Origin of the sequence: Sandarakinorhabdus oryzae (genome assembly GCF_009733735.1) — a bacterium.
Lineage (GTDB): Bacteria > Pseudomonadota > Alphaproteobacteria > Sphingomonadales > Sphingomonadaceae > Sandarakinorhabdus > Sandarakinorhabdus oryzae.
On the sequence record NZ_WNJP01000003.1, the window covers coordinates 18429 to 41691 of the forward strand.

At 65.7% G+C, this 23263-nt stretch carries 22 protein-coding genes; 14 read left to right on the plus strand and 8 right to left on the minus strand.

Annotation, left to right across the window (positions count from 1 at the left end; genetic code table 11):
- Positions 1-16: 16 nt before the first annotated feature.
- Positions 17-601, plus strand: a complete 585-nt coding sequence (ppa, locus tag GJ693_RS00815) for an inorganic diphosphatase (RefSeq protein ID WP_156254434.1) — start codon at positions 17-19, stop codon at positions 599-601.
- A 45-nt stretch (positions 602-646) separates the two neighbouring features.
- Here the strand turns inward: ppa and GJ693_RS00820 are convergent, their stop codons facing one another.
- The 5 genes from GJ693_RS00820 to ispG form a co-directional block, all read right to left on the minus strand.
- A complete protein-coding gene (locus tag GJ693_RS00820; protein ID WP_156254435.1) occupies positions 647-2047 on the minus strand; it encodes an NAD(P)-binding protein in 1401 nt (466 codons plus the stop codon).
- Positions 2020-2520, minus strand: coding sequence for a GNAT family N-acetyltransferase (locus GJ693_RS00825; protein WP_156254436.1), 501 nt, complete (start codon positions 2518-2520; stop codon positions 2020-2022). Before GJ693_RS00825 ends, GJ693_RS00820 begins: the two co-directional genes overlap by 28 nt.
- 214 nt (positions 2521-2734) lie before the next feature.
- Positions 2735-3595 (minus strand): PEPxxWA-CTERM sorting domain-containing protein, encoded by an 861-nt coding sequence (locus GJ693_RS17430; RefSeq protein ID WP_235902523.1) that lies wholly within the window; start codon positions 3593-3595, stop codon positions 2735-2737.
- Between the two features lie 107 nt (positions 3596-3702).
- Positions 3703-4032 (minus strand): hypothetical protein, encoded by a 330-nt coding sequence (locus tag GJ693_RS00835; protein WP_156254437.1) that lies wholly within the window; start codon positions 4030-4032, stop codon positions 3703-3705.
- Positions 4033-4035: 3 nt separating this feature from the next.
- Positions 4036-5166: a flavodoxin-dependent (E)-4-hydroxy-3-methylbut-2-enyl-diphosphate synthase gene (gene ispG / locus GJ693_RS00840; protein WP_156254438.1), complete on the minus strand. Its 1131-nt coding sequence runs from the start codon at positions 5164-5166 to the stop codon at positions 4036-4038.
- Between the two features lie 128 nt (positions 5167-5294).
- Here ispG and GJ693_RS00845 point away from each other — a divergent pair, with 128 nt between their 5' ends.
- Together GJ693_RS00845 and GJ693_RS00850 are read left to right on the plus strand one after the other, a co-directional pair.
- Positions 5295-6107 (plus strand): NUDIX hydrolase, encoded by an 813-nt coding sequence (locus GJ693_RS00845; RefSeq protein WP_197041854.1) that lies wholly within the window; start codon positions 5295-5297, stop codon positions 6105-6107.
- 62 nt (positions 6108-6169) lie between these two features.
- The gene (locus GJ693_RS00850) at positions 6170-6448 is read left to right on the plus strand and encodes an EF-hand domain-containing protein (RefSeq protein ID WP_156254440.1); all 279 of its coding nucleotides are present in this window, start codon (positions 6170-6172) and stop codon (positions 6446-6448) included.
- 7 nt (positions 6449-6455) lie between these two features.
- Here GJ693_RS00850 and GJ693_RS00855 read toward each other — a convergent pair whose 3' ends face one another.
- Both GJ693_RS00855 and GJ693_RS00860 read right to left on the minus strand, forming a co-directional pair.
- Positions 6456-7724 carry a hypothetical protein gene (locus GJ693_RS00855; protein WP_156254441.1) on the minus strand — a complete coding sequence of 423 codons (1269 nt, stop codon included), beginning with the start codon at positions 7722-7724 and terminating at the stop codon, positions 6456-6458.
- A 135-nt stretch (positions 7725-7859) separates the two neighbouring features.
- Positions 7860-9407, minus strand: a complete 1548-nt coding sequence (locus GJ693_RS00860) for an acyl-CoA carboxylase subunit beta (protein WP_156254442.1) — start codon at positions 9405-9407, stop codon at positions 7860-7862.
- Between the two features lie 458 nt (positions 9408-9865).
- Between GJ693_RS00860 and GJ693_RS00865 the strand changes: the two genes are divergently transcribed.
- The 9 genes from GJ693_RS00865 to GJ693_RS00905 all read left to right on the plus strand — a co-directional run bounded on the left by GJ693_RS00865 (position 9866) and on the right by GJ693_RS00905 (position 21688).
- Positions 9866-10546 (plus strand): response regulator transcription factor, encoded by a 681-nt coding sequence (locus tag GJ693_RS00865; protein ID WP_235902524.1) that lies wholly within the window; start codon positions 9866-9868, stop codon positions 10544-10546.
- Between the two features lie 105 nt (positions 10547-10651).
- The gene (locus GJ693_RS00870) at positions 10652-11008 is read left to right on the plus strand and encodes a hypothetical protein (RefSeq protein ID WP_156254444.1); all 357 of its coding nucleotides are present in this window, start codon (positions 10652-10654) and stop codon (positions 11006-11008) included.
- A gap of 77 nt (positions 11009-11085) precedes the next feature.
- Entirely contained in the window at positions 11086-11496 is a 411-nt protein-coding gene (locus tag GJ693_RS00875) for a hypothetical protein (protein WP_156254445.1), read from the plus strand.
- Between the two features lie 431 nt (positions 11497-11927).
- Positions 11928-14828 carry an excinuclease ABC subunit UvrA gene (gene uvrA / locus GJ693_RS00880; RefSeq protein WP_156254446.1) on the plus strand — a complete coding sequence of 967 codons (2901 nt, stop codon included), beginning with the start codon at positions 11928-11930 and terminating at the stop codon, positions 14826-14828.
- Positions 14829-14962: 134 nt separating this feature from the next.
- Positions 14963-16735, plus strand: a complete 1773-nt coding sequence (locus tag GJ693_RS00885) for a pyrroloquinoline quinone-dependent dehydrogenase (protein WP_156254447.1) — start codon at positions 14963-14965, stop codon at positions 16733-16735.
- 5 nt (positions 16736-16740) lie between these two features.
- Positions 16741-17136, plus strand: coding sequence for a c-type cytochrome (locus GJ693_RS00890; RefSeq protein ID WP_156254448.1), 396 nt, complete (start codon positions 16741-16743; stop codon positions 17134-17136).
- Positions 17133-18221 (plus strand): peptidyl-alpha-hydroxyglycine alpha-amidating lyase family protein, encoded by a 1089-nt coding sequence (locus tag GJ693_RS00895; RefSeq protein WP_156254449.1) that lies wholly within the window; start codon positions 17133-17135, stop codon positions 18219-18221. Before GJ693_RS00890 ends, GJ693_RS00895 begins: the two co-directional genes overlap by 4 nt.
- 72 nt (positions 18222-18293) lie before the next feature.
- Positions 18294-19991: a class I adenylate-forming enzyme family protein gene (locus GJ693_RS00900; protein ID WP_156254450.1), complete on the plus strand. Its 1698-nt coding sequence runs from the start codon at positions 18294-18296 to the stop codon at positions 19989-19991.
- Between the two features lie 242 nt (positions 19992-20233).
- Entirely contained in the window at positions 20234-21688 is a 1455-nt protein-coding gene (locus tag GJ693_RS00905; protein WP_156254451.1) for an ATP-binding protein, read from the plus strand.
- A gap of 5 nt (positions 21689-21693) precedes the next feature.
- Here the strand turns inward: GJ693_RS00905 and GJ693_RS00910 are convergent, their stop codons facing one another.
- Positions 21694-22515, minus strand: a complete 822-nt coding sequence (locus GJ693_RS00910; RefSeq protein ID WP_156254452.1) for a MipA/OmpV family protein — start codon at positions 22513-22515, stop codon at positions 21694-21696.
- Positions 22516-22696: 181 nt separating this feature from the next.
- On the opposite strand from GJ693_RS00910, the gene GJ693_RS00915 reads away from it, so the two are divergent.
- Positions 22697-22945 carry a YdcH family protein gene (locus GJ693_RS00915; protein WP_156254453.1) on the plus strand — a complete coding sequence of 83 codons (249 nt, stop codon included), beginning with the start codon at positions 22697-22699 and terminating at the stop codon, positions 22943-22945.
- Positions 22942-23256, plus strand: a complete 315-nt coding sequence (locus GJ693_RS00920) for a TraR/DksA family transcriptional regulator (RefSeq protein ID WP_156254454.1) — start codon at positions 22942-22944, stop codon at positions 23254-23256. Before GJ693_RS00915 ends, GJ693_RS00920 begins: the two co-directional genes overlap by 4 nt.
- Positions 23257-23263: the final 7 nt, after the last annotated feature.

Sequence of the window (23263 nt, forward strand, 5' to 3'; positions counted from 1 at the left end):
AGGAGTCACCTGCCTCATGCGCATCGACGCGATCCCGATCGGCGTTGCCCCGCCCCATGATGTCAATGTCGTCATCGAATGCCCGCTGGGTGGCGAGCCGGTGAAGTATGAGCTCGACAAGGCTTCGGGCGCGCTGTTCGTCGATCGCATCCTGCACACGCCGATGCGTTATCCGTGCAACTATGGCTTTGTGCCGCACACGTTGGCCGAAGATGGCGACCCGATCGATGCGCTGATCGTTGCGCGCTCGCCCTTCATGCCGGGCTCCATTGCTCGTGTGCGGCCAGTGGGCGTGCTGTTGATGGAAGATGATGCCGGCGGCGATGCGAAGCTGATCTGCGTCAGCGTCAACAAGGTCTATCCTTATTATTCCGACGTCGAGGAATATACCGATCTGCCCAAGATCGTGCTCGATCAGATCGAACATTTCTTCACCCACTACAAGGATCTGGAACCCGGCAAATGGGTGAAGTGCCAGGGCTTTGCCGGCAAGGCCGTGGCAGAGCAGATGATCCTGGAATCGATCGCGCGCTATGAGGCCGAAAAGGCCGGAACGCTGGCAGTGGAGCACAAGCTGCACCCGGGCGCGCCGCGCGGCTGATCGGGGCGGGCAAGGCCTCGGCCGGCACCGCGGGGGCCGGGGCAGCTATGCGGTCAGGCGCTGCAGGTTGGCGGCGGCGGCCATCGTGGCCGGCATCATCTGCATCAGGATCGCCATCTTGTCCGTGTCCGCCGGCGTTACCCGTCGGATTTCCTTGCCCATGCTGTCCAGCCGGCAATTGTCGATCCAGGCCCGCATCGCCGGGTTGGCTGACCATTTGCCCTCGTTGCCGATGTTCACCAGCTCGGCCCGGGCAAATTCCTGAATGGTGTCGGGCAGCGGCACGGCGCGCGTCAGCGCATTTTGGGCCGCCTCCCCGTCCACATGGGCCTCCACCCAGGCGATCAGCGCGGCGCTGAACGCCGGCTGCGGCATGCGGACCATCTGCGGCACGATCAGCCCAGGCTGAAACACCGGCACCGGGGGCCGGCGCTCCACGGCGGTTGCCGTGCAATCAATGAACAAGGTGCCCGGCGCGGTGGCGCGTGTGCCATGCTCCATCACCATCCACTCCGGCTCCAGCGCCAGCACGCGGCCCTGCCGGATGACATCGGTGACGCGCCGTAACAGCGCGATTTCCGCTTCCGACGATACGGCATAGTGGAACATCGTGGGCAGCACATCGCGGGAAATGCGGTGCATCCAGCCACAGGCTTCCATGCGCAGGAACATGTCACTGGCGTCGCTTGCCTCGCCGATGGCCTGGCGCATCTTCAGAGCGGCGCCCAGCGTGCGTTCAAAGAAGACCGCGCCGGGCTGAATGCTCTTGCGGTTGTAGAACCACGAGGCGCGCGGGGCCACCCAGCTGATCATGTCGGGCGTGGCGCCGGCGTTGAGCAGGAATATGATCGTGTCCATCCCGGTCTTGCCTGCGCCCAGCACGGTGAAATGTCGGGGCATGGCATCGGGCGCGCGCCACAGGTGCGGCAGATCATTTGGCGGCATGATGCGCACGCCATCGGCGACGGTGAACTTGCGCGTGTGGGTGGAGGGAACGCTGGTGCCGAGATAGGTGGAGTCGACCGTCTTGCGGGCAATCTCCACCCGCGTTTCCGCGCCCGATATCAGGCTGACGATCCGGCCGTCGCCCTTGTAGTCACTCATCGGGAGATAGCGCACGCGGCCCGAAGGCAGCAGCACGCGGTTCATCACATGCTCGTAATAGGCGCTCACTTCCGGCCCCGAGGCCAACTCGTACAGGCCAGCGTTGAGGCCATGGCTGTCGATCTGCCCCGAACCCAGCGGCAGCGAGGCGACACCATAATAGGCCGACGGCTGGTGCAGCGTCACGAACGGATAGGCATCGTTCCAGTGCCCGCCCGGCTTGGCGTGGCGATCGACGATGGTGATGGACACGTCCGGCAATTCGGCAAGCAGGGTATCGGCAAAGGCCAACCCCATCGCGCCGGCGCCGACGATCAGATAGTCGGTGGTGAAGTCCCCCATTTTTCGTCCCCCGCCAGTGCTTGCAGGGCGGCCCCATCCACCCGCATCACCGTCCACTCGTCCATCGGCCGGGCGCCAAGCGCCTTGTAGAAACCGATGGCCGGTGTGTTCCAGTCGAGCACACTCCACTCGAAGCGTCCATAGCCGCGGGCCACGGCGATGCCGGCCAGGTGCACCAGCAGCGCTTTGCCCAGCCCGGCGCCGCGTGCCGACGGCATCACGAACAGGTCTTCGAGATAGAGGCCGGGCTTGCCGGTCCAGGTCGAGAAATTGGTGAAGAACAGCGCCAGGCCCACCGGCTCGCCGTCCAACTCGGCCAGCACGCATTCCGCCACCGGGCGCTCACCGAACAGCGCGCGCGCCAGATCGTCATGCGTGGCCTTCACCGCGTCCGGCTCTTTTTCATAGATCGCCAGTTCGACGATCAGCCGATGGATGGCGGGAATGTCGGCAGGGGTGGCAGCGCGGATCATGCCGCCGCCATGGCAACAGATCAGGCCTGGCGCAAGGCCCGCAGCCACAGCGCCAGCCCGGCCAGGCTCCACGCGGTCAGCAAGGCCAGGACGGCCGGTTGCCAATGCTGTTCAATCAGCCAGACCAGCGCCGCCACCTTGGCAAGGCCAACGCCAAGCCACATCACAGCAGTGAGCGCCCGGTACAGCATGCGGCGCGCTGTCAGTTCTGCAATTAGGCGGCCTGCAACCGACGGCGGCGCAGACGGGTCCCCACGGCGCCAAAGCCCAGGATCAGCAGTGCCCAGCTCTGCGGTTCCGGAACGCCTGGCGGCGGTGGTGGCGGCGGCGGATCAAGGATGATCTCGGTGGCGAGGCCAGCGATGATGAAGGCTGACGAGATGCCGATCTGGGTGTAGCCGGAGCCGGCGCCCAGCGTGGCGTTCTGCAGATCGGCAAAGCTGGAATAGGACGCGATATACACCTCGTTGGGTGCCGCCGTGTCGGCCAGCGATTGCAGCATAACGCGATAGGCGCTGCCATCCCAGGTGAAGCCCCGCACGTTGAAGGCCGACGAGATGCCGATCTGGGTGTAGCCGGAGCCAGCGCCCAGCGTGGCGTTCTGCAGGTCGGCAAAGCTGGAATAGGAGGCGATGTAGATCTCGTTTGGCGCGGCTGTGTCAGCCCGAGACTGCAGCATCATGCGATAGGCGCTGCCATCATAGGCGAGACCGGCAATGCGGAAAGCGGATGAGATGCCGATCTGGGTGTAGCCAGAGCCAGCGCCCAGATTGCCGGCCTGCAGATCGGCAAAGTTGGCATAGGAGGCGATATAAACCTCATTGGGCGCCGCCGTGTCGGTGCGCGATTGCAGCATCATCCGATAGGCGCTGCCATCATGGGTGAGCCCGGCGATCTGAAATGCAGACGAGATGCCGATCTGGGTGTAGCCACTGCCCGCCCCAAGCGTGCCGGCCTGCAGGCTGGCATAGTCGGCATAGGAGGCGACATACACCTCATTGGGCGCCGCCGTGTCGGTGCGCGACTGCAGCATCAAGCGATAGGTGGTGGACGCGGCCTGAGCCGCCGTGGCCATTGCCAACGAAAGGGCGGCCGCAGCCGCAAATGCACGCAACTTCATTTCACATACCCCCCGGTCGATGGCAGAGGTTAACGAAATATGAAGCTGGCTGCAAGAACGTCCTAGAGCATGCGCCCCATGGCGCGGAACATCCACATCACGCTGAAGAAAGCGAGGCTGACCGACGGCACGGCGAAAACCCAGTAGCGCGCGCCCCGGTCAACCCGGTCGAGCATCCACAATCGCCGCAACAGCCAGGCCAGCGTCGCCGGGCCAGTGAGGCCGGCGATCCAGGTGATGCGATCCCGGTCAAAGCCCAAGCCGAGCGCTTCCAGCAACACGACGAGGGCGCCCAGCCCGAAGCACCACAGCGCCACTGTATAGCCATAGGCCACCGCCTGTTGGCGCACCGGCTCTTCGACCCGGCGCGGCCGTGGTGGTCCACCGTGCATGACTTATTCGGCGGCGACGGCAGCCGCGGCCGCGGCGTTGGCGGCATCGATTTCGGCCGCCTTGGCTTCGACCAGCTTGACGATATGCTCCAGCATCTGCTCGCTCTCGATCACATGATCGCTGATGCCCGACAGGAACACGGCGTGGCGGCCGTTGCCGCCACCGGTCAGGCCGATATCAGTTTCGCGCGCTTCGCCGGGGCCGTTGACGACGCAGCCAAGCACCGAAAGCGACAGCGGCGTGGTGATGTGCGCCAGCCGCGTTTCCAGCGCCTCCACCGTGCGCACCACATCGAAACCCTGGCGGGCACACGACGGGCACGACACGATGCGCACGCCGCGGGCGCGGATGCCGAGCGATTTCAGGATATGATAGCCAACCTTCACTTCCTCCACTGGATCAGCGGAGAGCGAGACGCGGATGGTGTCACCCACCCCTGCCCACAGCAGCATGCCCAGACCGATCGAGGATTTGACCGTGCCGCCGATCAGGCCGCCGGCTTCGGTGATGCCAAGGTGCAGCGGATAATCGCAGACTTCGGCCAGGCCGTTGTAGGCCGCGACCGCCAGGAACACATCGCTGGCCTTCACGCTGATCTTGAACTCGTGGAAATCCTCGTCCTGCAGATATTTCATGTGCTCGAGCGCGCTTTCCACCAGCGCTTCCGGGCAGGGCTCGCCATATTTTTCGAGCAGATGTTTTTCGAGGGAGCCGGCATTGACGCCGATGCGGATGGCACAGCCGTTGGCCTTGGCCGCGTTCACCACCTCGCGGATGCGTTCGCGGCTGCCGATGTTGCCGGGGTTGATGCGCAGGCAGGCGGCGCCGGCATCAGCGGCTTCCAGCGCGCGCTTGTAGTGGAAATGGATGTCCGCCACGATCGGCACCTTGGCGGCGCGGGTGATCTGGCGAAAGGCCGCGGTGGCCTCTTTCGTGGGGCAGCTCACCCGGATGATGTCAGCGCCCACATCCTCGCAGGCGCGGATCTGGTCGATCGTCGCGCCGGCGTCTTCGGTGGGGGTATTGGTCATGGTCTGCACGGCGATGGGGGCATCGCCGCCCACCGGCACCTTGCCCACCATGATCTGCCGGCTCTTGCGCCGGGTGATGTCGCGCCAGGGACGCACGCTCATGCCAATCGGCTCCTTCGTTCAATCGCCCTGCCCGGCGCCCGATAGTGAAGACGCGCGTTTCGGCGCGCGATCGCCCTGCCCGATAGCACAGGAAGGCAGCCATGCAAGACGCGGCTTATCATCGCCGCATGACCGAAACCGCCAAACCTGTCGCCATTCCCGCTGCCACCGTCATCCTCGCCCGCGAAGGGCCTGGCGGCGTGCCGGAATTTCTGCTGGTGCAGCGCGGCGAGAATCTGGCCTTTGCCGGCGGCGCGTTGGTCTTCCCCGGTGGCCGGGTCGATGCGGCCGACATTCACATCGCCCGAAACGAGCTTCTGGCCTTCGGCTTCGAGGGCCTCGACGATATCGACGCCGCCGCGCGCATCACCTGTGCCCGCGAGGCGCTTGAGGAAACCGGCGTGCTGCTGACCGACGGGCCGCATCCCGATGAAGCAGCGCTGGCCAAGGCGCGCGCCGTGATGGCCAGCGGGCCGGATGAGGCCGAATCCGTCGGCTTTGCCGGCCTGCTCGGCGCCATGGGGCACCGGGTGGAGGCGGCGCGCTTCATCCCCTTCGCCCGCTGGGAGCCGCCGGCCGCCGCTGCCATCGCCCGGCGCTTTGATACCCGCTTCTATCTGGCCGATGCCGGCCGCTCGGCCAGCGCCGCCATCACGCCCGACGGGTTCGAGGCCCAGGCCCTGCGCTGGACCACCGCCGCCCAGGCGCTGGCCGATTATGATGCCGGCCAGGCCGCCATGGTGTTCCCGACCTGGTGCAACATGCACCGGCTGGCGCAATATCAAACATTGGCAAGCCTGTTCGAGCGGGTCAGCGCCCTGCCCGCGCCCTATGTGCAGCCGGCGTTCGAGATGGTCGAAGGCGAGGCCTGGCTCACCATCCCCGAGGGCATTGATTATCCCGTCACCCGCGACCGGGTGAACAATCTGCGCCGCGAATAGCGGGGGATTGCTGCCCTGCCAGACGTTGATAGGGTGTCCGCTCTCGACCGGAGAATGATCTGATGCGCCTTCTGCTTGCCCTCACCCTGCTGTCTGCCGCGCCCGCCTTCGCGCAGGACGCCCCGCCGCCGCCACCCGCCGGCGGCATGCGCGAACGGCTGATCGCCGCCGACGCCAACAAGGACGGCAAGTGGAGCAAGGAGGAATGGCTCGCCGCCGGCCGCCGCGAGATGGGCTTCAACCTGCTCGATGCCGACAAGGATGGCTTTGTCACCCAGCCCGAGTTGATGGAAGGCATGAAGCGCATGCGCGCGATGGGGATGAGCCCGCCGCCGCAGTAAGGCCCGCTCAGCGCGGGCAGGCCGGTGCCGGCGGTGTTTGCGTCGTGGCGCTGAATTGCCCCGACGGCGTTGACCCGGTCATGATCAGCAGCATGTCATAGCCCATGATGGTGCGCAGCAGGCTGGCGTTGGTGGTCGGCCGGCCCAGGCCGCGGGTCGCGCGCAGCGGCCGCAGATCGATGAGGGTAAAACCGCTGCCGGCCGCCGCCGCCATCAAGGGCCCCAAATCCTTGGCATAGCCATCCTTGGCCAGCGCCGGCTTGTAGGTGAGCGTCGTCGGATCATTGACCGCGGTCAGCGCGCCTTCGCCCGGCACCACCAGCAAGCTGAAACTGTGGCCGCCGTTCAGCGCCGCCACCTCTGGCAGCAGCGCGCCCAGATCGAACACTTCGGTGGTGCTGCGCCCGCGCAGCAGGTGCGAGGCACCCATCTTGGCCATCACCCTGGGCGCCGGCCCTTTCCCGGTTGCGGCTTGCCAGTGCTGGATGAAGTTGCTGCGGATCAGATCGGCCCGGCGCGCGTTTGAGAGCCAGCCCTGCCGGGCCAGGAACAGCGCGTTGATCTCCAGCGTTTCTTCCAGCGTCTTCAGGATGGCGCTGGCCTGCGCGCTACGGCCCGGCCAGGCGTCACGCACCGCGCGCACCAGCTGCGGATCACCGCCAAAGCTGAAGATGCCGCTGATCTCGCCCGTGCGCTTGTGCCGGGCCCATGCCGCGTCCGACGCCGCCGCCAGCGTGGACAGCGCAATGCGGGCCGGCTCCGGCTTGGGCATTGCGGCCAGGGCCTTGATCAACTGCCGATCGCCCAGCACCTCATAATCGACGCCCCACAGGACCGGCTTGGCGCCAGGCACGGCGCTGCGCACGGCGGCCAGCATCTCGGCCTCCTCGCGCATGCCGAAGAAGGCCGGCTCCCCGCCCGGCTCGGCATAAAGCGCCGAAAGCCCGGCGAGACCACCCTGGTGCAGGCGCGCATCGAGCAAGGTCGCCATGGTCGGCGAAATCTCGATCACCAGATGCTGGTATCCCGCCGGCTTAAGGGCGCGGAACAGGCTGGCGGCGAGTTTTGGCCCCTCTGCGATGCCGTGCTCCTCCCCCAGCAGGAAAAACTGCGCCGTCTGGCCTTCCGCGATCAGCCGATCATAGGCTGGCCCCGAAAAGCAGCCGTTGGTCAGGGTCATCACGCTGCGCTGGCCGGTCGCCGCCGTCGTCAGCAGTTGATCGAGCGTTGGCGGTGGCGTTTCCTGCGCGGCGGCCGGCAGGACTGCCAGCGCCATGATCATTGCCAGGCGCACTGCCCATGTTGCCGCCATCATCGGCCTCCCCGATTGTCCGCGCCATCACCAGCCCTCAGCCCGGCGCGCCAAGTGGTGTGTTTGTATAATACAGTTGTCGACCGCGCAATGCCCGGTTCAGGGCCGCAGCCCCCTGCCCTTCGGCCCCGGCTTCAGCCCCCGTTGCGCCATGGTGGCAAAGCGGCACAGCTCCGCGCGGGTCTGGCGCGGATCGATGATCGCCTCCACGCCGAACTTCTCCGCCGTGCGGAATGGGGAACGGACCTGTTCCAGCCGGGCCTTGATCTCGGCCAGCCTGGCGGCCGGGTCGTCTGATGCCTCCAGCTCGGCGCGATAGGCCGCCTCCAGCCCGCCGGCGATCGGCAGCGAGCCCCAGTCGCCAGACGGCCAGGCCATGCGCCAGCGGAAGCGGTCGGCCGGGGCGTGGCCGCTGCCGGCCATGCCATAGGCCTTGCGCATGACAACGCAACACCAGGGTACGGATGATTGATATATGGCGGCTAACGCCCTGGAACCCCAACGGATTGTCGCTTCTTCCTCGGCTCTGCGCCCGATCAGGAAGCCAGGATTATCAACCAGCTGGATGATCGGCAGATGGAAGGTGTCGGCCAGATCGACCATGCGTTCGACCTTCCGCGCGGTGGCCGCCGTCCACAGCCCGCCCAGCGCTTCCGGGTTGGAGGCGACAATGGCGACCGGCCAGCCATCGAGCCGGGCAAGGCCGGCCACCACGCCGGTGCCCCACTCGCGCCCGATCTCGAACCAGCTGCCCTTGTCAACCACCGACTCCACGATCGGCCGCACCGGATAGAGCCGGCGCGGATCGCGCGGCACGGCACCGATCAGCCAATCCTCGGCCCGACTGACCGGATCATGGCAGGTCGTGCGGGCCGGCAGTTCCTCGACGGAAGACGGCAGATAAGACAGGAACCAGCGGGTGCGCAGGAACGCCTCCGCCTCGCTGGCCACCCGGTCGTCCACTGCGCCATTGGCAGCGTGGATGGCAGCACCGCCCAGTTCCTCCTTGGTGCGCTGCTCACCGGCGGCCGCCACCACCGGTGGGCCGGCGACGAACATCTGGGCGAGACCATCCACCAGCAGGCTGTAGTGCGCCATCACCATCCGCCCGGCACCCAGGCCTGCCACGGGGCCCAGGCCGAGCGCCACAACCGGCACCCTGGACAGGTTGGCCGTCATCAGCTCCCAACCCGGGATCTCTGGGATATAGGTGTAGCCGGCGCTTTCCAGTGTGCGCACGCTGCCGCCACCGCCGGTGCCTTCGATCATGCGGATCAGCGGCAGGCGATATTCGCTGGCCAGCTGTTCGGCCGCGATCAGCTTGCGGTGCAGGCTGGCATCGGCCGCACCGCCACGAACGGTGAAATCATCGGCAGTCGCCACCACTGGCCGGCCATCGATCGTCGCTTGCCCAAACAGGAAATTGGCCGGCTGGAACCCGGTCATCTCGCCCTGGTCGTCATAACGGGCAAAGCCGGCCAGCTCACCGACCTCGTGGAAGCTACCCGGATCGACTAGCGCCGCCAGCCGCTCGCGCACGTTCAGCTTGCCCTGTGCGCGCTGCCTGGCCAGCTTGTCGGGGCCGCCCATCTGGTGCGCCGCGTCGCGGCGACGGCCCAGCTCATCAATCTCCGGTTCCCAGCCCATAACGGCGTCCAGCCCCATCTCAATCGTTGATATGTCACCTTCGTGAAGTCCATGGTGACAGGGCCTGATAGCCGCGAAAAGCCTGTGAATCAGGCAAGGATGTGCCCGGGATTCGGCGCCAGGTGATTCGCGAAGCCGCCATTTTGGAGGTGATTCCTGGCAACGGGTGATGCAATGCGGCAACAAACGTTGCCCAAAAGTTTCAAATTCCTTGCTGAAACTAAGGTTGTGGCATTCCGCCGCCCTGAATCAGGCTGTTAACCCTTGTCTCATCGTTCGGAAAAGCGGATAGATACAGGCTGACAATTGGGTCGCATGGGGTCGCGGCTATGTTGAATGGGTCGTTTCGCGGAAATAACGGTGGCGCAGGCGTCGCAGCGCTTGACTTTGGCGCGCTCCCTGCACTGTGTAGTATGATGCCAACACGGCTTGCCTCCGATGGCCCGCGCAATCCGCGCGTGACGCTGCTCACCGAGAGCGAACGCGAGTGCCTGCGGCTCGTCTATCAGCACATGACTTCCAAGGACATCGCGCGCCAGCTCGGTGTGTCGCCGCATACCGTTGATATGCGCCTGCGCCAGGCCATACGGAAGCTTGAGGTGACCAACCGCGTCGAGGCCGCGCGCGCCCTGCTGTTGGAGGATATCACCCAGGGTATTTCGCCCGCCACCAAGGAAGCCGCTGAAAAGGAAGGCTATCAGGGGCTGATATACCAAGCTTCGGAGATTGCGGACGACGCGGAATTGGCGAGGATTGGCTCACCGGCTTCCCAGGAACCCGGTGCAGCATCCACTCGTTCCAGCGACCCCAATCAGCTTGAACACGGATCCCTCGCAAGGACGCTGCACCAGGACCTGAGCAATCCGGGTGTTGGTCCATCAGGCGGCTCCCTCGCCCAGCCCGATGCACTGGCAGGCAAAGTTGCTTCTGCGGCAACGCTTGCAACGGACTGGCCGGGCATTGCAGCCCCCGACCCTGGCATTGGTGCCCGGCCACTCCTGACCTCGCGGCCATATGGGCAACGCAATACACTTACGATCGGGCAACGTCTCGGTTGGATGATGTTCATCGCGTTCGCGTCCGCGCTCACCTTTGGCGGCATATTGGCCGCACTCGCGGCGCTCAAGACGCTGATTTAACACCTTTCGGTACCCAGTTGCGTGGGCGCCCGAAAGGGCGTCAGACCCAACTGGCTGCGCTTATCTGCATGCCAGTTCTCTCATTCACGAATGAAGGATTGCGCCATGCTGAAAGAACGTCGCCTCGCCGCCAACAAGGTCGCTGAACAACTGTTCGCAGCCGAAGCCGCCATCAACGCCGCTGTGTCGGCCGTGGCCCAGCTCACCGCCGTCATGCCGATGGCCGCCCAGGAAGCCAATCTCGCCGCCTGCATCGGTCAGGACGCGCTGATGGGCGCCATGGAAACCTGCCAGCAGCTGATCCAGGCCCGTGCCCGCATCATCGCCACCCACGCCTCGCTGCGCGACGCGCAGAACAAGATTGGCCTGGGTGCCGTGAACTTCAACGGCAATTGCCCGCCCGAGCAGGCTTCGCTCGACGACGAAGTGGCGCCGCGCCGCCATCTCACCATCGCCGCCTGATCCATTTCAAGGTGATTTCCTGTTCCAACGGTTGATTGGTTCCAAGGGCTTCCAATCGCCTGTTCGGGAGAAGTTCAATGATTTTTGAAATACTTGGTCTGGTCACGCTTGGGCTTGCTTCGGTGCTGGCCTTCCGTTTCGGCGGACGTGATGAGCAAATGGCGGCGATTGCCTTCATTGGCGCGACGCTGGCAAGCCGGTTGGTGAACACCAACTATGCCCACATGGAAGCCAGCGTTCTGCTGGTCGATGCCGTTCTGCTGTTCGGCCTCATCCTGCTGGCCCTAAAATCGGATCGCTTCTGGCCGATGTATGCCGCTGCGTTCCAGTTCGTCGGCACCGTCGTGCATGTCGCCAGCATGGTCGAAACAGGCAATTTTGCCTGGGCCTATGCTGTGGGCCTGATCTTCTGGTCCTACGCAGTGATGGCAGCGCTGATGGCGGGCACCTGGCTGGAAGGCCGGAATCGCCGCTTGCTCGGCTTGTAAGCGTCTGAATACAGAGGCTTCCTCGACCCCAATCGGGAGCCTCACTCTGGGGATACTCTGCCTGGTCTGACCCCAAGACCCCTGCTGCCAGCGCCCACGACCCCGGGCCGAAGCAGCAACGTTGCCAAGGCCCACGACCCCGGGCCGCGGCAGCACCGCCGCTGGCGCCCATGACCCCGGGCAAAGGCGGCAAGGATCGGGCAGAGCGGACCCACCGGCGTTTGGCGACGCCTTGACCGGACCGGTCCCGACATGTGGCGCACATGTCGGGCCGGTTTCCGGCCGTTTGCGACTCGGCGCCTGCAAGGCGGGGCCAATTGATTTGTGCCTGCGGCATGGCCGCGCTTGCCGCCCTGCCCGCCGCGGCCTAACCCGGCAGCCAGGTGTGCTGCGGCTTGCGCAGCGTGAACGAATGTGGAACAAACGGCCTCATGCTGAACCATATCCAGGTGCGCGGCGCGCGGGAGCACAATCTGAAAGGGGTGGACGTCGATCTGCCCAAAAACGCGCTCACCGTGATCACCGGCCTGTCCGGCTCCGGCAAGTCTTCCCTCGCCTTTGATACCATCTATGCCGAAGGCCAACGTCGCTACGTCGAATCGCTGTCGGCCTATGCCCGCCAATTCCTGGAGATGATGTCCAAGCCCGACGTGGACCATATCGAGGGCCTGTCGCCGGCGATCAGCATCGAGCAGAAGACGACGAGCAAGAACCCGCGCTCCACCGTCGCCACCGTCACCGAAATCTACGACTATATGCGGCTGCTGTGGGCGCGGGTCGGCATTCCCTATTCGCCCGCGACCGGCCTGCCGATCACGGCACAGACAGTCTCCCAGATGGTCGATCGCGTCATGGCGCTGGCAGAAGGCACCCGCCTCTACCTGCTCGCCCCGATCGTGCGCGGCCGCAAGGGCGAGTATCGCAAGGAGCTGGCCCAGCTGCAGAAAGACGGCTTCACCCGCGTCAAGATCGACGGGCAGTTCTACGCCATTGAGGAGGCGCCTGCCCTCGACAAGAAATACAAGCACGATATCGACGTGGTGGTGGACCGGCTGGCGGTGAAGGAGGGACTTGAATCCCGTCTCGCCGAAAGTTTCGAAACCGCGCTCAAGCTGGCCGAAGGGCTCGCCATCGTCGAGCTGGCCGATGCGCCGGCCGACGCACCGGAGAATGAGCGCCGCATCCTCTTCTCGGAAAAATTCGCCTGCCCGGTTTCCGGCTTCACCATCTCTGAAATCGAGCCGCGGCTGTTCTCCTTCAACGCTCCGCAGGGCGCCTGCCCGGCCTGCGATGGCCTGGGCGAGAAACAGCATTTCGATCCCGAACTGATCGTGCCCAACCACGCGCTGACGCTGGAAAAGGGCGCGGTGGCGCCCTGGGCCAAGTCCAACCCGCCCTCGCCTTATTATCTGCAAGTGCTGGCCAGCGTTGGCCGCGCCTATGGCTTCACGTTGAAGAGCAAGTGGGCCGATCTGTCCGAAGAGCAGCGCCATGCCATCCTGCATGGCACCGGCAGCCGCGCCATCCCGCTGCGCTTCGAAGATGGGCGCAAGGCCTATGAGGTGGTGAAGACCTTCGAAGGTGTGGTCCGCAATCTCGAAAAGCGGCTCAACACCGAAAGCGCCTGGATGCGCGAGGAGCTGGAGCGCTACCAGTCACCCTCCCCCTGCGAAGTCTGCCACGGCGATCGCCTGCGGCCCGAGGCACTGAGCGTGAAGATCGCTGGCGAAACCATCTCCACCGCAGTCCGCCGCCCGGTCGGCCAGGCGCTGCGCTGGGCACGCGGCCTTTCGGACCAGTTGACGCCGAAACAGCGCGCCATCGGCGATCGCATACTCAAGGAGATCACCGAACGCCTGGGCTTCCTCGACAATGTCGGCCTCGATTATCTCAACCTTGATCGCAAGTCCGGTACGTTGTCGGGCGGGGAATCCCAGCGCATCCGTCTCGCCTCGCAGATCGGTTCCGGCCTGTCGGGCGTGCTCTATGTGCTCGACGAGCCATCGATCGGGCTCCATCAGCGCGACAATGATCGCCTGCTCACGACGCTGAAACGGCTGCGCGACCTCGGCAACACCGTGCTGGTGGTCGAGCATGACGAGGATGCCATCCGCCTCGCCGATTATGTCGTGGACATGGGCCCTGGCGCTGGCGTGCATGGCGGTGAAGTCGTCGCCGCGGGCACCCTGGCTGATATCCTTGCCACGCCAGGCAGTGTCACCGGCGATTATCTCTCCGGCCGCCGTGCCATCCCGGTGCCGGCCACGCGCCGCAAGGGTTCGGGCAAGAAACTCACCGTGAAGAATGCCCGCGGCAACAATCTGCAGGGCGTGACGGCCAGCATCCCCCTGGGCACCTTCACCTGCATCACTGGTGTGAGTGGAAGCGGCAAGTCCACCTTCACCATCGACACGCTCTACAACGCCGCCGCGCGCGAACTGAACGGCGCCCGCGTGCTGGCGGCGCCGCACGATGGGCTTGATGGGCTGCAGCATCTCGACAAGGTGATCGACATTGATCAGTCACCGATCGGCCGCACGCCGCGCTCCAACCCCGCGACCTATACCGGCTGCTTCACCAACATCCGCGACTGGTTCGCTGGCCTGCCTGAATCCCTCGCCCGCGGTTACAAGCCCGGCCGCTTCAGCTTCAACGTCAAGGGCGGCCGCTGCGAGGCCTGCCAGGGTGACGGCGTCATCAAGATCGAGATGCACTTCCTGCCCGACGTCTATGTCACCTGCGATGTCTGCCACGGCCAGCGCTACAACCGCGAGACGCTGGAGGTGAAGTTCAAGGGCAAGAGCATCGCCGACGTGCTCGACATGACGATCGAGGACGGCGTCGAGTTCTTCAAGGCGGTGCCGCCGATCCGCGAGAAGCTCGCCATGCTGGCCGAAGTCGGCCTCGGCTATGTCAAGGTCGGCCAGCAGGCCACCACATTGTCCGGCGGCGAAGCCCAGCGCGTAAAATTGGCCAAGGAACTCAGCCGCCGCGCCACCGGCAACACGCTCTACATCCTCGATGAGCCGACCACCGGCCTGCATTTCGAGGATGTGCGCAAGCTGCTGGAGGTGCTGCATGCGCTTGTTGAACAGGGCAACAGCGTCGTCGTCATCGAGCACAACCTTGACGTCATCAAGACAGCGGACTGGATCATCGATCTCGGCCCCGACGGCGGCGACAAGGGCGGCCAGGTGGTGATTGCCGGCACACCGGAAGCCGTTGCTGGCTGCGACGCCAGCTGGACCGGCAAGTATCTCGCCCCGCTGCTGGCGTCTGCCCCACACGCCGATGCCGTGCCGGCCCGCAAGCTGCGCCGCGCCAAGGGCTGAGGCCAGGCCGTGCCCTTGCAGAGTGGGCAGCTTGCCGGCGCGGTGAAACGTCCATAAGCTCCCGGAACAGCCTCAGGACCAACAGATTTTCCGCCAAGGAAAACGGGGCCCTGAACGGCATCTGGGAGGATGACATGACCCGTTTTCACCGGCCCGCGTTGGCCTGCGCCTCGGTCCTCGCCATGGCCATGCTGGCCGCGCCATCCATGGCCGCACCCAATGATCCCCCCGGTGTCGCCGATGCCGAGGTTGCGCTGCCGCCGCCGCCCACCGCCTGGTATGCCGACAAGCCGGTGGGCACTGCGGCCGGCCCTGTCAGCGCTGCTCAACTGGCCAAGGGCACCGACGGCACCAGCTGGCTCACCTACGGCGGCGATTATCGCAACTTCCGTCACAGCCCGCTCACCAGCATCACGCCCGCAACGGTGAAGAATCTCCACGTCGCCTGGTCCGCCCCCACCGGCACGGTCGGCCAGTTCGAAGCCTCGCCCGTTGTCTATGGCGGGGTGATGTATGTCACCACCTCCTACAACCGGCTGCTGGCGCTGGATGCGAAGACCGGCGTGATCCTGTGGCGCTATGACGTGCAGCTGCCGAGCGATCTGCGCCTGTGCTGCGGCCCGGCCAACCGCGGTGTCGCCATCGGCGGGGATCTGGTGTTCATGGCCACGCTTGATGGCCATCTGATCGCCTTTGACCGCACCACCGGCAGGGTCGCCTGGAACGAGGTCGTCGCCGATTACAAGCAGGGCTATTCGATCACGGCGGCGCCGCTGATCGTCGGCGATCACGTCTATACCGGTGTGGCCGGCGGCGAATTCGGCGCGCGTGGTTTCATCGATGCCTATGACATGAAAACTGGCAAGCGCGTGTGGCGCACCAACACCGTGCCCAGCGCCGGCGAGCCGGGCGTGGAGACCTGGGCTGGCGACAGCTGGAAATCCGGCGGCTCGCCGAGCTGGACCACCGGCGCCTATGATGCCGAAACCAACACCTTGTTCTGGACGGTCGGCAACCCCTCGCCCGACTGGAACGGCGACACGCGTGCCGGCGACAATCTCTATTCCAACTCGCTGCTGGCGCTCGATCCGGCCACCGGCAAGCTGAAATGGCATTTCCAGTTCACCCCGCACGACGTGTGGGATTATGATGGCAACACCCACATCTTCCTGGTCGATACCGTGTTCAACGGCAAGCCGGTCAAGGCCATCGCCCAGCCCAATCGCAACGGCTATTTCTATCTGATCGACCGCACCAGCGGGAAGTTCCTGCGCGCCAGCCAATATGTCGAGCAGTTGACCTGGGCCAAGGGCGTGGACGCCAAGGGCCGCCCGATCGTCAATCCCGCCGCCATGCCGCAGGAAAACCCCACCACGCGGGTCTGCCCATCCAACCTGGGCGGCATCAACGGCGCCTGGACCGCCGCCTTTGATCCAGGGACCAGTCTGGCGTTCGTGCCGTCCATCGAATCCTGCCAGCAGTTCGCCAAGGGCGTGGCCGTGCATGTGCCGGGCATCCCGTTCATGGGCGGCTTTCCCAACACCACCGATGCCAACGAAGGCAAATCCTATGGCCTGCTCTCCGCGGTGGACGTGAAGACCGGCAAGATTGCCTGGCGCTATCGCGATGCCCGGCCAATGATGGCCGGCGTGGCGACCACGGCCGGCGGCGTGCTGTTCACCTCCAACCAGCAGGGCGAAGCACTTGCCTTCAACCAGGCCACCGGCGACAAATTGTGGTCGTTCCGCATGGGTGGCGTTGGCCGCGGCCAGCCCATCGTCTATCAACTGGATGGCACCACCTATGTCGCCATCCCGTCGGGCGGTTTCACCGGCATCGACAGTTTCGCCGGCGCCGCCTCCAACATTCCCGAAGGCGGGCAGTTGTTCGTGTTCAAACTGGATTGATTGCCATGGCCGCCGTTCGTTTCACGCTTGCCGTCTGCGCTGGCACGCTGGCCATCGCCGCCGCCCCGGCGCCGCCAGCGCCCGCCTCGCCGCTCAGCAGCTACCAATCCGCGGCCGATATCGCCCGCGGCAAGTCACTGTTTGCCGGCACGTGCGGCGCCTATTGCCATCGGCCCGGCACCACCGCCGGCCCCGCCACCGACGCGCCCAATCTGTTTGATTGCGACTGGCGTCACGGCGGCAGCGATGTCGACATCTTCCACACCATCACCACGGGCGTGGCCGGCACCCGCATGGTCGCCTTTGGCGGCGCCCTGCCCGACGCCGAAATCTGGCGCATCATCGCCTATCTGCGATCCGCTTCGCAGTGCCCGAAGCCCACCACAGGGAACACGCCATGACGCGCACGCTTGCCCTTGCCGCCCTGCTGCTGGCCACGCCCGTCGCCGCGCAACATGTGCCCGAACTCCGCTTCGATGCGGTCGATGCGCTGCACCCCCCGGCCGACATGCACCTGGGCGAGATCGCCGGCGTCGCGCTCGGCAAGGCCGGCCAGATCTATGTCTTCCAGCGCGGCAACACCCAGGGCCCGGCCTATGGCGCCGCTGCCGCCCAATTGCTCGAATTCGACAGCAATGGCCGTTTCGTGCGCGAGATCGGCCAGCATCTCTATGCCTGGTCCTATGCCCACGGCGTGCGCGTCGACGCGCAAGGCAACATCTGGGTGGCCGACAAGGGCTCCAACATGGTGGTGAAGTTCACGCCAGAAGGCCGGGTCGCCATGGTGTTCGGCCGCAAGCCCGAAGCCAGTGACGAGAATGCCCGCCCGCTGGAGCACCCCAAGCCGCCATTGCCGGCGGTGGACGGCCAGTTCCGCGAAGTCACCGACATGGCGTGGGACAGCCAGGGCAACACCTATATCAGCGACGGTTACATCAATTCGCGCGTTGCCAAGGTTGGCCCTGATGGCCGCTGGCTGGCATCGTGGGGCAGCCCCGGCAGCGAGCCGGGCCAGTTCAACACGCTGCACTCCATCCAGGTCGATGCGCGTGATCAGGTCTATGTCGCCGATCGTGGCAACCGCCGCATCCAGGTGTTCGACACCAAGGGCAATCTGCTGCGCGTCATGCAGATCAACGTGCCCTCGCCCGCCGATGCGCCCGTTGCCATCGGCAACCGCCCCACCGTCCCGCCCGCCGGCCCCGACGCCGCTCCGGTCAAATCGATGATGCCCGGCGCGCCCTGGGCCTTGTGCATCACGCCGCCGTCGCCCACCGGCCAGCAGGTGCTGTTTGTCGCCGATGCCTGGCCCGGCCGCATCTACAAGCTCAGCCTTGATGGCAAGGTGCTGGGCTGGCTCGGCGGATCGGGCAAGCAGCTGAAACAGTTCGGCTGGATCCACGCCATGGCCTGCCCGTCGGAAAACAGCCTCTATGTCGCCGAACTGCTCAACTGGCGGCTGCAGAAGCTGACGCTGCGGCCCTGATCGTCCGCATAGCTTTGCGGCCGCAGACGCGCGTGTATCACCATTGAGCCAAGGCAAGGGTTGGGGAGAGCCATGCATTACGCGGAACTGGCGCAAGCGCGCGAAGAGCTGACCGGGCCCGGCGGGCCGTTCGAGATCACCACCATCGAGGTTGCCGGCATTCCGGTGCGCGCCTTTCGCCACGCCCTGCCCGACGTGCGCGCGCTGTGGCAATCCACCCTGCAGTTCGCTGACCGCACCTATCTCGTCTATGACGATGAGCGGCTGACCTATGCCCAGGCCCACACCCATGTGAACGCCATCGCGGCCTGGCTGGCGGCGCAGGGCATCCAGCCCGGTGACCGGGTGGCGATTGCCATGCGCAACTATCCCGAATGGCTGCTGATCTATTGGGCCTGCGTGAGCACCGGCATCGCGGTTGTCGGCATGAACGCCTGGTGGACGCCGGAGGAAATGGCCTATGCGCTGGGCGATGCCCAGCCCAAGGCGCTGTTCCTCGATGCCGAGCGGCTGGAGCGGTACAAGGCCATCGCCACGCCGCCGGCCGGCATCACCCTCGTCGGTGTGCGGCTCACGGCGCCGGAACCCGGCGTCACTGCTTATTCCGATGTGATCGCCAGTGGCGGTACCATGCCGACGGTCGCCATCGATCCCGATGCCGATGCCTGTATCTTCTACACCTCCGGCACCACCGGCTTCCCCAAGGGCGCCCAGCTCACCCATCGCGGCTGCATCACCAACCTGTTCAACATGCTCTATGCCGGCGCCTCCACCGCGCTGGCCGTGCAGCGCGCCACCGGGGTCGAGCCGCCTGCCACGCCGCCGGTGCCGGTCACCCTGCTCACCACGCCGCTCTTCCACGTCACCGCCAACAATTGCGGCGCCTATCTCACCACCGCCGCCGGCGGCACCATCGTGCTGATGTACCGCTGGGACGCCGGCGACGCGCTGCGGATCATCGAACGCGAGCGCGTCACCTCCATCGGCGGCGTGCCGGTGATGGCGCGCGAACTGATCAACCACCCCGATTTTACCACCACCGACGTTTCCAGCCTCACGGCTTTGTCCGGCGGCGGCGCCCAGGTGCCGCCCGATCTGGTGCTCAAGATCGAATCCAAGGTGGCCAGCGCGCGCCCAAGCACCGGTTATGGCATGACCGAAACCTGCGGCATCATCACGTCCGTCTCCGGTGATTTCTTCGTGGACAAGCCCGACAGCGCCGGCCCCGCCATGCCCAGCTATGAAGCCAAGTGCGTGGACGATGCCGGCAACACGGTGCCGCCCGGCGAAATCGGCGAGCTCTGGGTGCGCGGTGCCGCCGTCATCAAGGGCTATATCAACCGCCCCGAAGCCACGGCGGCCGCCATCACCGATGGCTGGCTGCACACCGGCGACATCGCCCGCATCGACGAACATGGCTTCATCTTCATCGTCGATCGCAAGAAGGACATGGTCCTGCGCGGCGGCGAGAATGTCTATTGCGCCGAAGTCGAGGCCGCCATCTACCGCCACCCGTCCGTGGCCGAATGCTGCGTGTTCGGCGTGCCCGATCAGCGCTTGGGCGAAGAGGTTGGCGTCGCCATCGTGCTGAAACCCGGCGAGCAACTGGACGACACCACCCTGCGCCAGTTCGTTGGCAGCCTCATCGCCAACTACAAGATTCCCCGCCACATCTGGTTCATGCCCGATCCCCTGCCCCGCAACGCGAGCGGCAAATTCCTGCGCCGCGAACTGCGCGACCGGCTGGCGAAAGACCTGCCGGCAACCTGAGAGGGGCGACAAGATCCTCCCGATCATGTGGATGGGGAGGAGGCCCCACCTCTTCCTCTCGCTTATTTTTTTCAATTCCTCCCCACCCCAACCATATGATTCGCAAATCATAAACTCTTCCCGCGTAAAGAGGCCTTTGCGATTGGGGTCGCTGGAACGGGTGTTGTACAGAAAATCTGTGCGCAGCCGTTCCAATATTGCGGTTGTTTACGGGGGCGCACATGCGGATTGGGGATTTGTTGGTGGCCGCTGGCCTGGTCGGCCAGGCGGACATTCAGAAGGCGGTTGATCGGCAGTATGAGCAGGGCGGGCGGCTGGGGCCGCACCTGGTGGCCGTCGGTGCTATCAGCGAGGCCGAACTGCTGGCGTTCGTTGATGCGGTGCCGCCGGAACCGGCGACGCTGGCCGAGACCGGGATTCCCGAGACCTTCCTGATCGATCTGGTGCTGAAATTCCTCTTCATCGGCCCGGCCGAAAGCGCCTCTGATCTGGCGCAGGCGTTGCGGCTGTCGCCCGGCCTGGTCACCGAGTTGATGGAAGCCGCCGTGCGTGGCCAGCTGGTCGCGGCGCTGGGCACCAGTGGCGGTGCGCTGGGCATGCGCTATGAACTGACCGACAGCGGCAAGGTGCGGGCGCGCGAGGCGTTGTCGCGTTCGGCCTATACCGGGCCGGCGCCGGTGCCGCTCGACGTCTATGCCCACTGGATCGAGCGCCAGAAGGTCACCAACGAGATCATCGACGTGCAGCGCATGCACCGTGCCTTCGATGGCCTGGAAGTGGCCGATGCGCTGGTCGATCGGCTGGGCCCGGCCGTGACCATGGGCCGGGCGCTGTTGATGTATGGCCCGCCCGGCAACGGAAAGACCTCGGTGGCGCAGCGGCTGGACCGGGTGTTCCGCCAGATCATCCACATCCCGCACGCCGTGCTGGTCGAAGGCCAGGTGATGACGGTCTATGATCCCGACGTGCATGTGCCGGTGGACGGCGGGGCCGAGGCGCGGCCGGTGCTGGTCGCCAGCCTGTATCGCGAAGAGGCCGATGCCCGCTTCGTGCCGTGTCGCCGCCCCTTCATCGTGACCGGCGGTGAACTGACGCTGGAAATGCTCGATCTGAAGCACGAGGCCGGCGGCAATTTCTACACCGCGCCGCTGCACATGAAGGCGGCGGGCGGCGTGCTGCTGATCGACGATTTCGGCCGCCAGATGGTCTCGCCCACAGCACTGCTCAACCGCTGGATCGTGCCGCTGGAAAACCGGGTGGATTATCTGAAACTCGCCACCGGCAAGAGCTTCCGCGTGCCGTTCCAGACGGTGGTGATCTTCTCCACCAACCTGGCGCCGGCGGACCTGATGGACCCGGCCTTCCTGCGCCGCATCCCCTACAAGCTGGAGATCGGCCCGCCCTCGCCCGAGGCCTGGCGCCGCATCTTCAAGTCGGTCGCCGATACCCATGGTGTGGAGGCGGAGGACATGCAGATCCGCGCCATCGAGCGTGACCTGGTGAGCCAGGGCATGGACCTTGCCGCCTATCAGCCGCGCTTCCTGATGGAGCAGATCGTCGCTTCGGCGCGTTTCCGCGGCGTGCCGCCGTCGCTGGCGCCCGACCTGGTGGCGCTGGCGCTGGCCAACTTGACCGTCGGACGCGGCAGCGGCGATGGCGTCGGCATCGGCGCCGGCACCATGGCGCGGGTGGCCTGACGGCGTCAGTTGAAGCTGAAGCGGTACCCGTAGCTGAGGCCGACGGCGAGCTGGTCGCGCTGGCCGCGCTGGCGGATCAGGCTCGACTCCGCCGTCACGTCGCCCAGGCGGTCATAGCTGGTGAACAGCGTGATGGCGCCGTTGCGGCCAAAGCGACCAAGCGGCCTGGTGAGGCTGGCCGAAACCCCGGCCGACATCAGGCCGCTGCCGGTGCGAGAGGCCGGCAATCCGGTGGCGGCGGCCTGCGCCGTGGTCACACCGAAATAGACGTTGCTGTAATCACTGTCGGCCCAGGTGGCGCGCAGGGCGAGGTTCCACAACAGGCTGGCGTCCTTCTTGCGATCGCTCCAGCCAATGATCGTGTCGGCGATCAGGCCGTCGTGGCCGCCGGTGCCCTGGCGCAGTTCGGCGCGCAGCCGCAGCCGGCCGCCCACCAGGCTTTTCTGGGCAAAGCCGCCGAATTCACCGGCCACGCCAACATTGCCCATGCCGCGCAGCGCCGTGCTGCCACCGGTGACAAGGAAGGGCGAACCGCCCGTGTTTTCGCGGCGGCCAAAGCGGATCTTGGCCAATGGGCCCAGCTTCCAGCCATCCTGGTTGACCATGTTCCAGCCCAGCCCGTCCGGAATGGAGAGGAAGACATCGTCGCGATAGTTCAGTCGCAGATCCGGGAAGATCGACAGGCCGTGATCACGGCTGCCCTGCCAGACCGGGGCATAGACCGGGGCCACGCCGATCCCGAGCGTGAAGGCCCTGGGCGCCGGTGGTCGCGCCGTTTGGGCAGTGGCGGGGGCAGCGAGCAAGAGCAGGAGAATGAAGCGGTTCACGTGGGGCTCCGTTGGGGGGACAGGGCCACGGTGCTGTAGCGATCACATTACAGAAGCGCAATGTTTCCCGAACGCGCTGCTTTGTCAGCGGTCCGCGGCGGATACGCAATCGCCACGATGGGAAGTGCCCGCGCTCAGGCTCACAGTGAAGCCGGAAGCACACCCATCGGGAGCCTTTGTGATGAGCCATCTGCCGCAGGACCTGCACGACATCTTCCCCGCTGCGGCGGACCGGCTGCGCCTGTTGAAGGAAACTGACCGGCATTTCCGCAGCCTGGCCGATCGCTATGCCGCGCTGGACGATGAGATCCGTCGCAGCGAAATGGGGACGGGGCCGGCGATGGATGATATGCTCGCCGAAACCATGAAGAAGGAACGGCTGGCCCTGTTGGACCAGATCGCAGCCCTGTTGGAAGGGGAAAAGGCATGAACGTCAACGAGATCGCCGAGATGCTGAAGGCCCGTCTGGCCGAAGTTCATGCCGAAATCGCGCGCCTGGAACAGGCCACCACGCAGCCGCTGTCGGCCAAGTTCGCCGACCAGGCCAGCGACCTAGAGGAACTGGCCACCAACGAAGGGCTGGAAGTACAGCATATCCACGAGGCCGAGCAGATCATCGCCGCCCTGGCCCGCATCGAGGCCGGCGACTATGGCGAGTGCGAGGTGTGCGGCGGCGATATCGCCCCGGCCCGTCTGGCCGCCCTGCCCACCGCCACCCGTTGCATCAAGTGCGCGGCATGATGGCGGG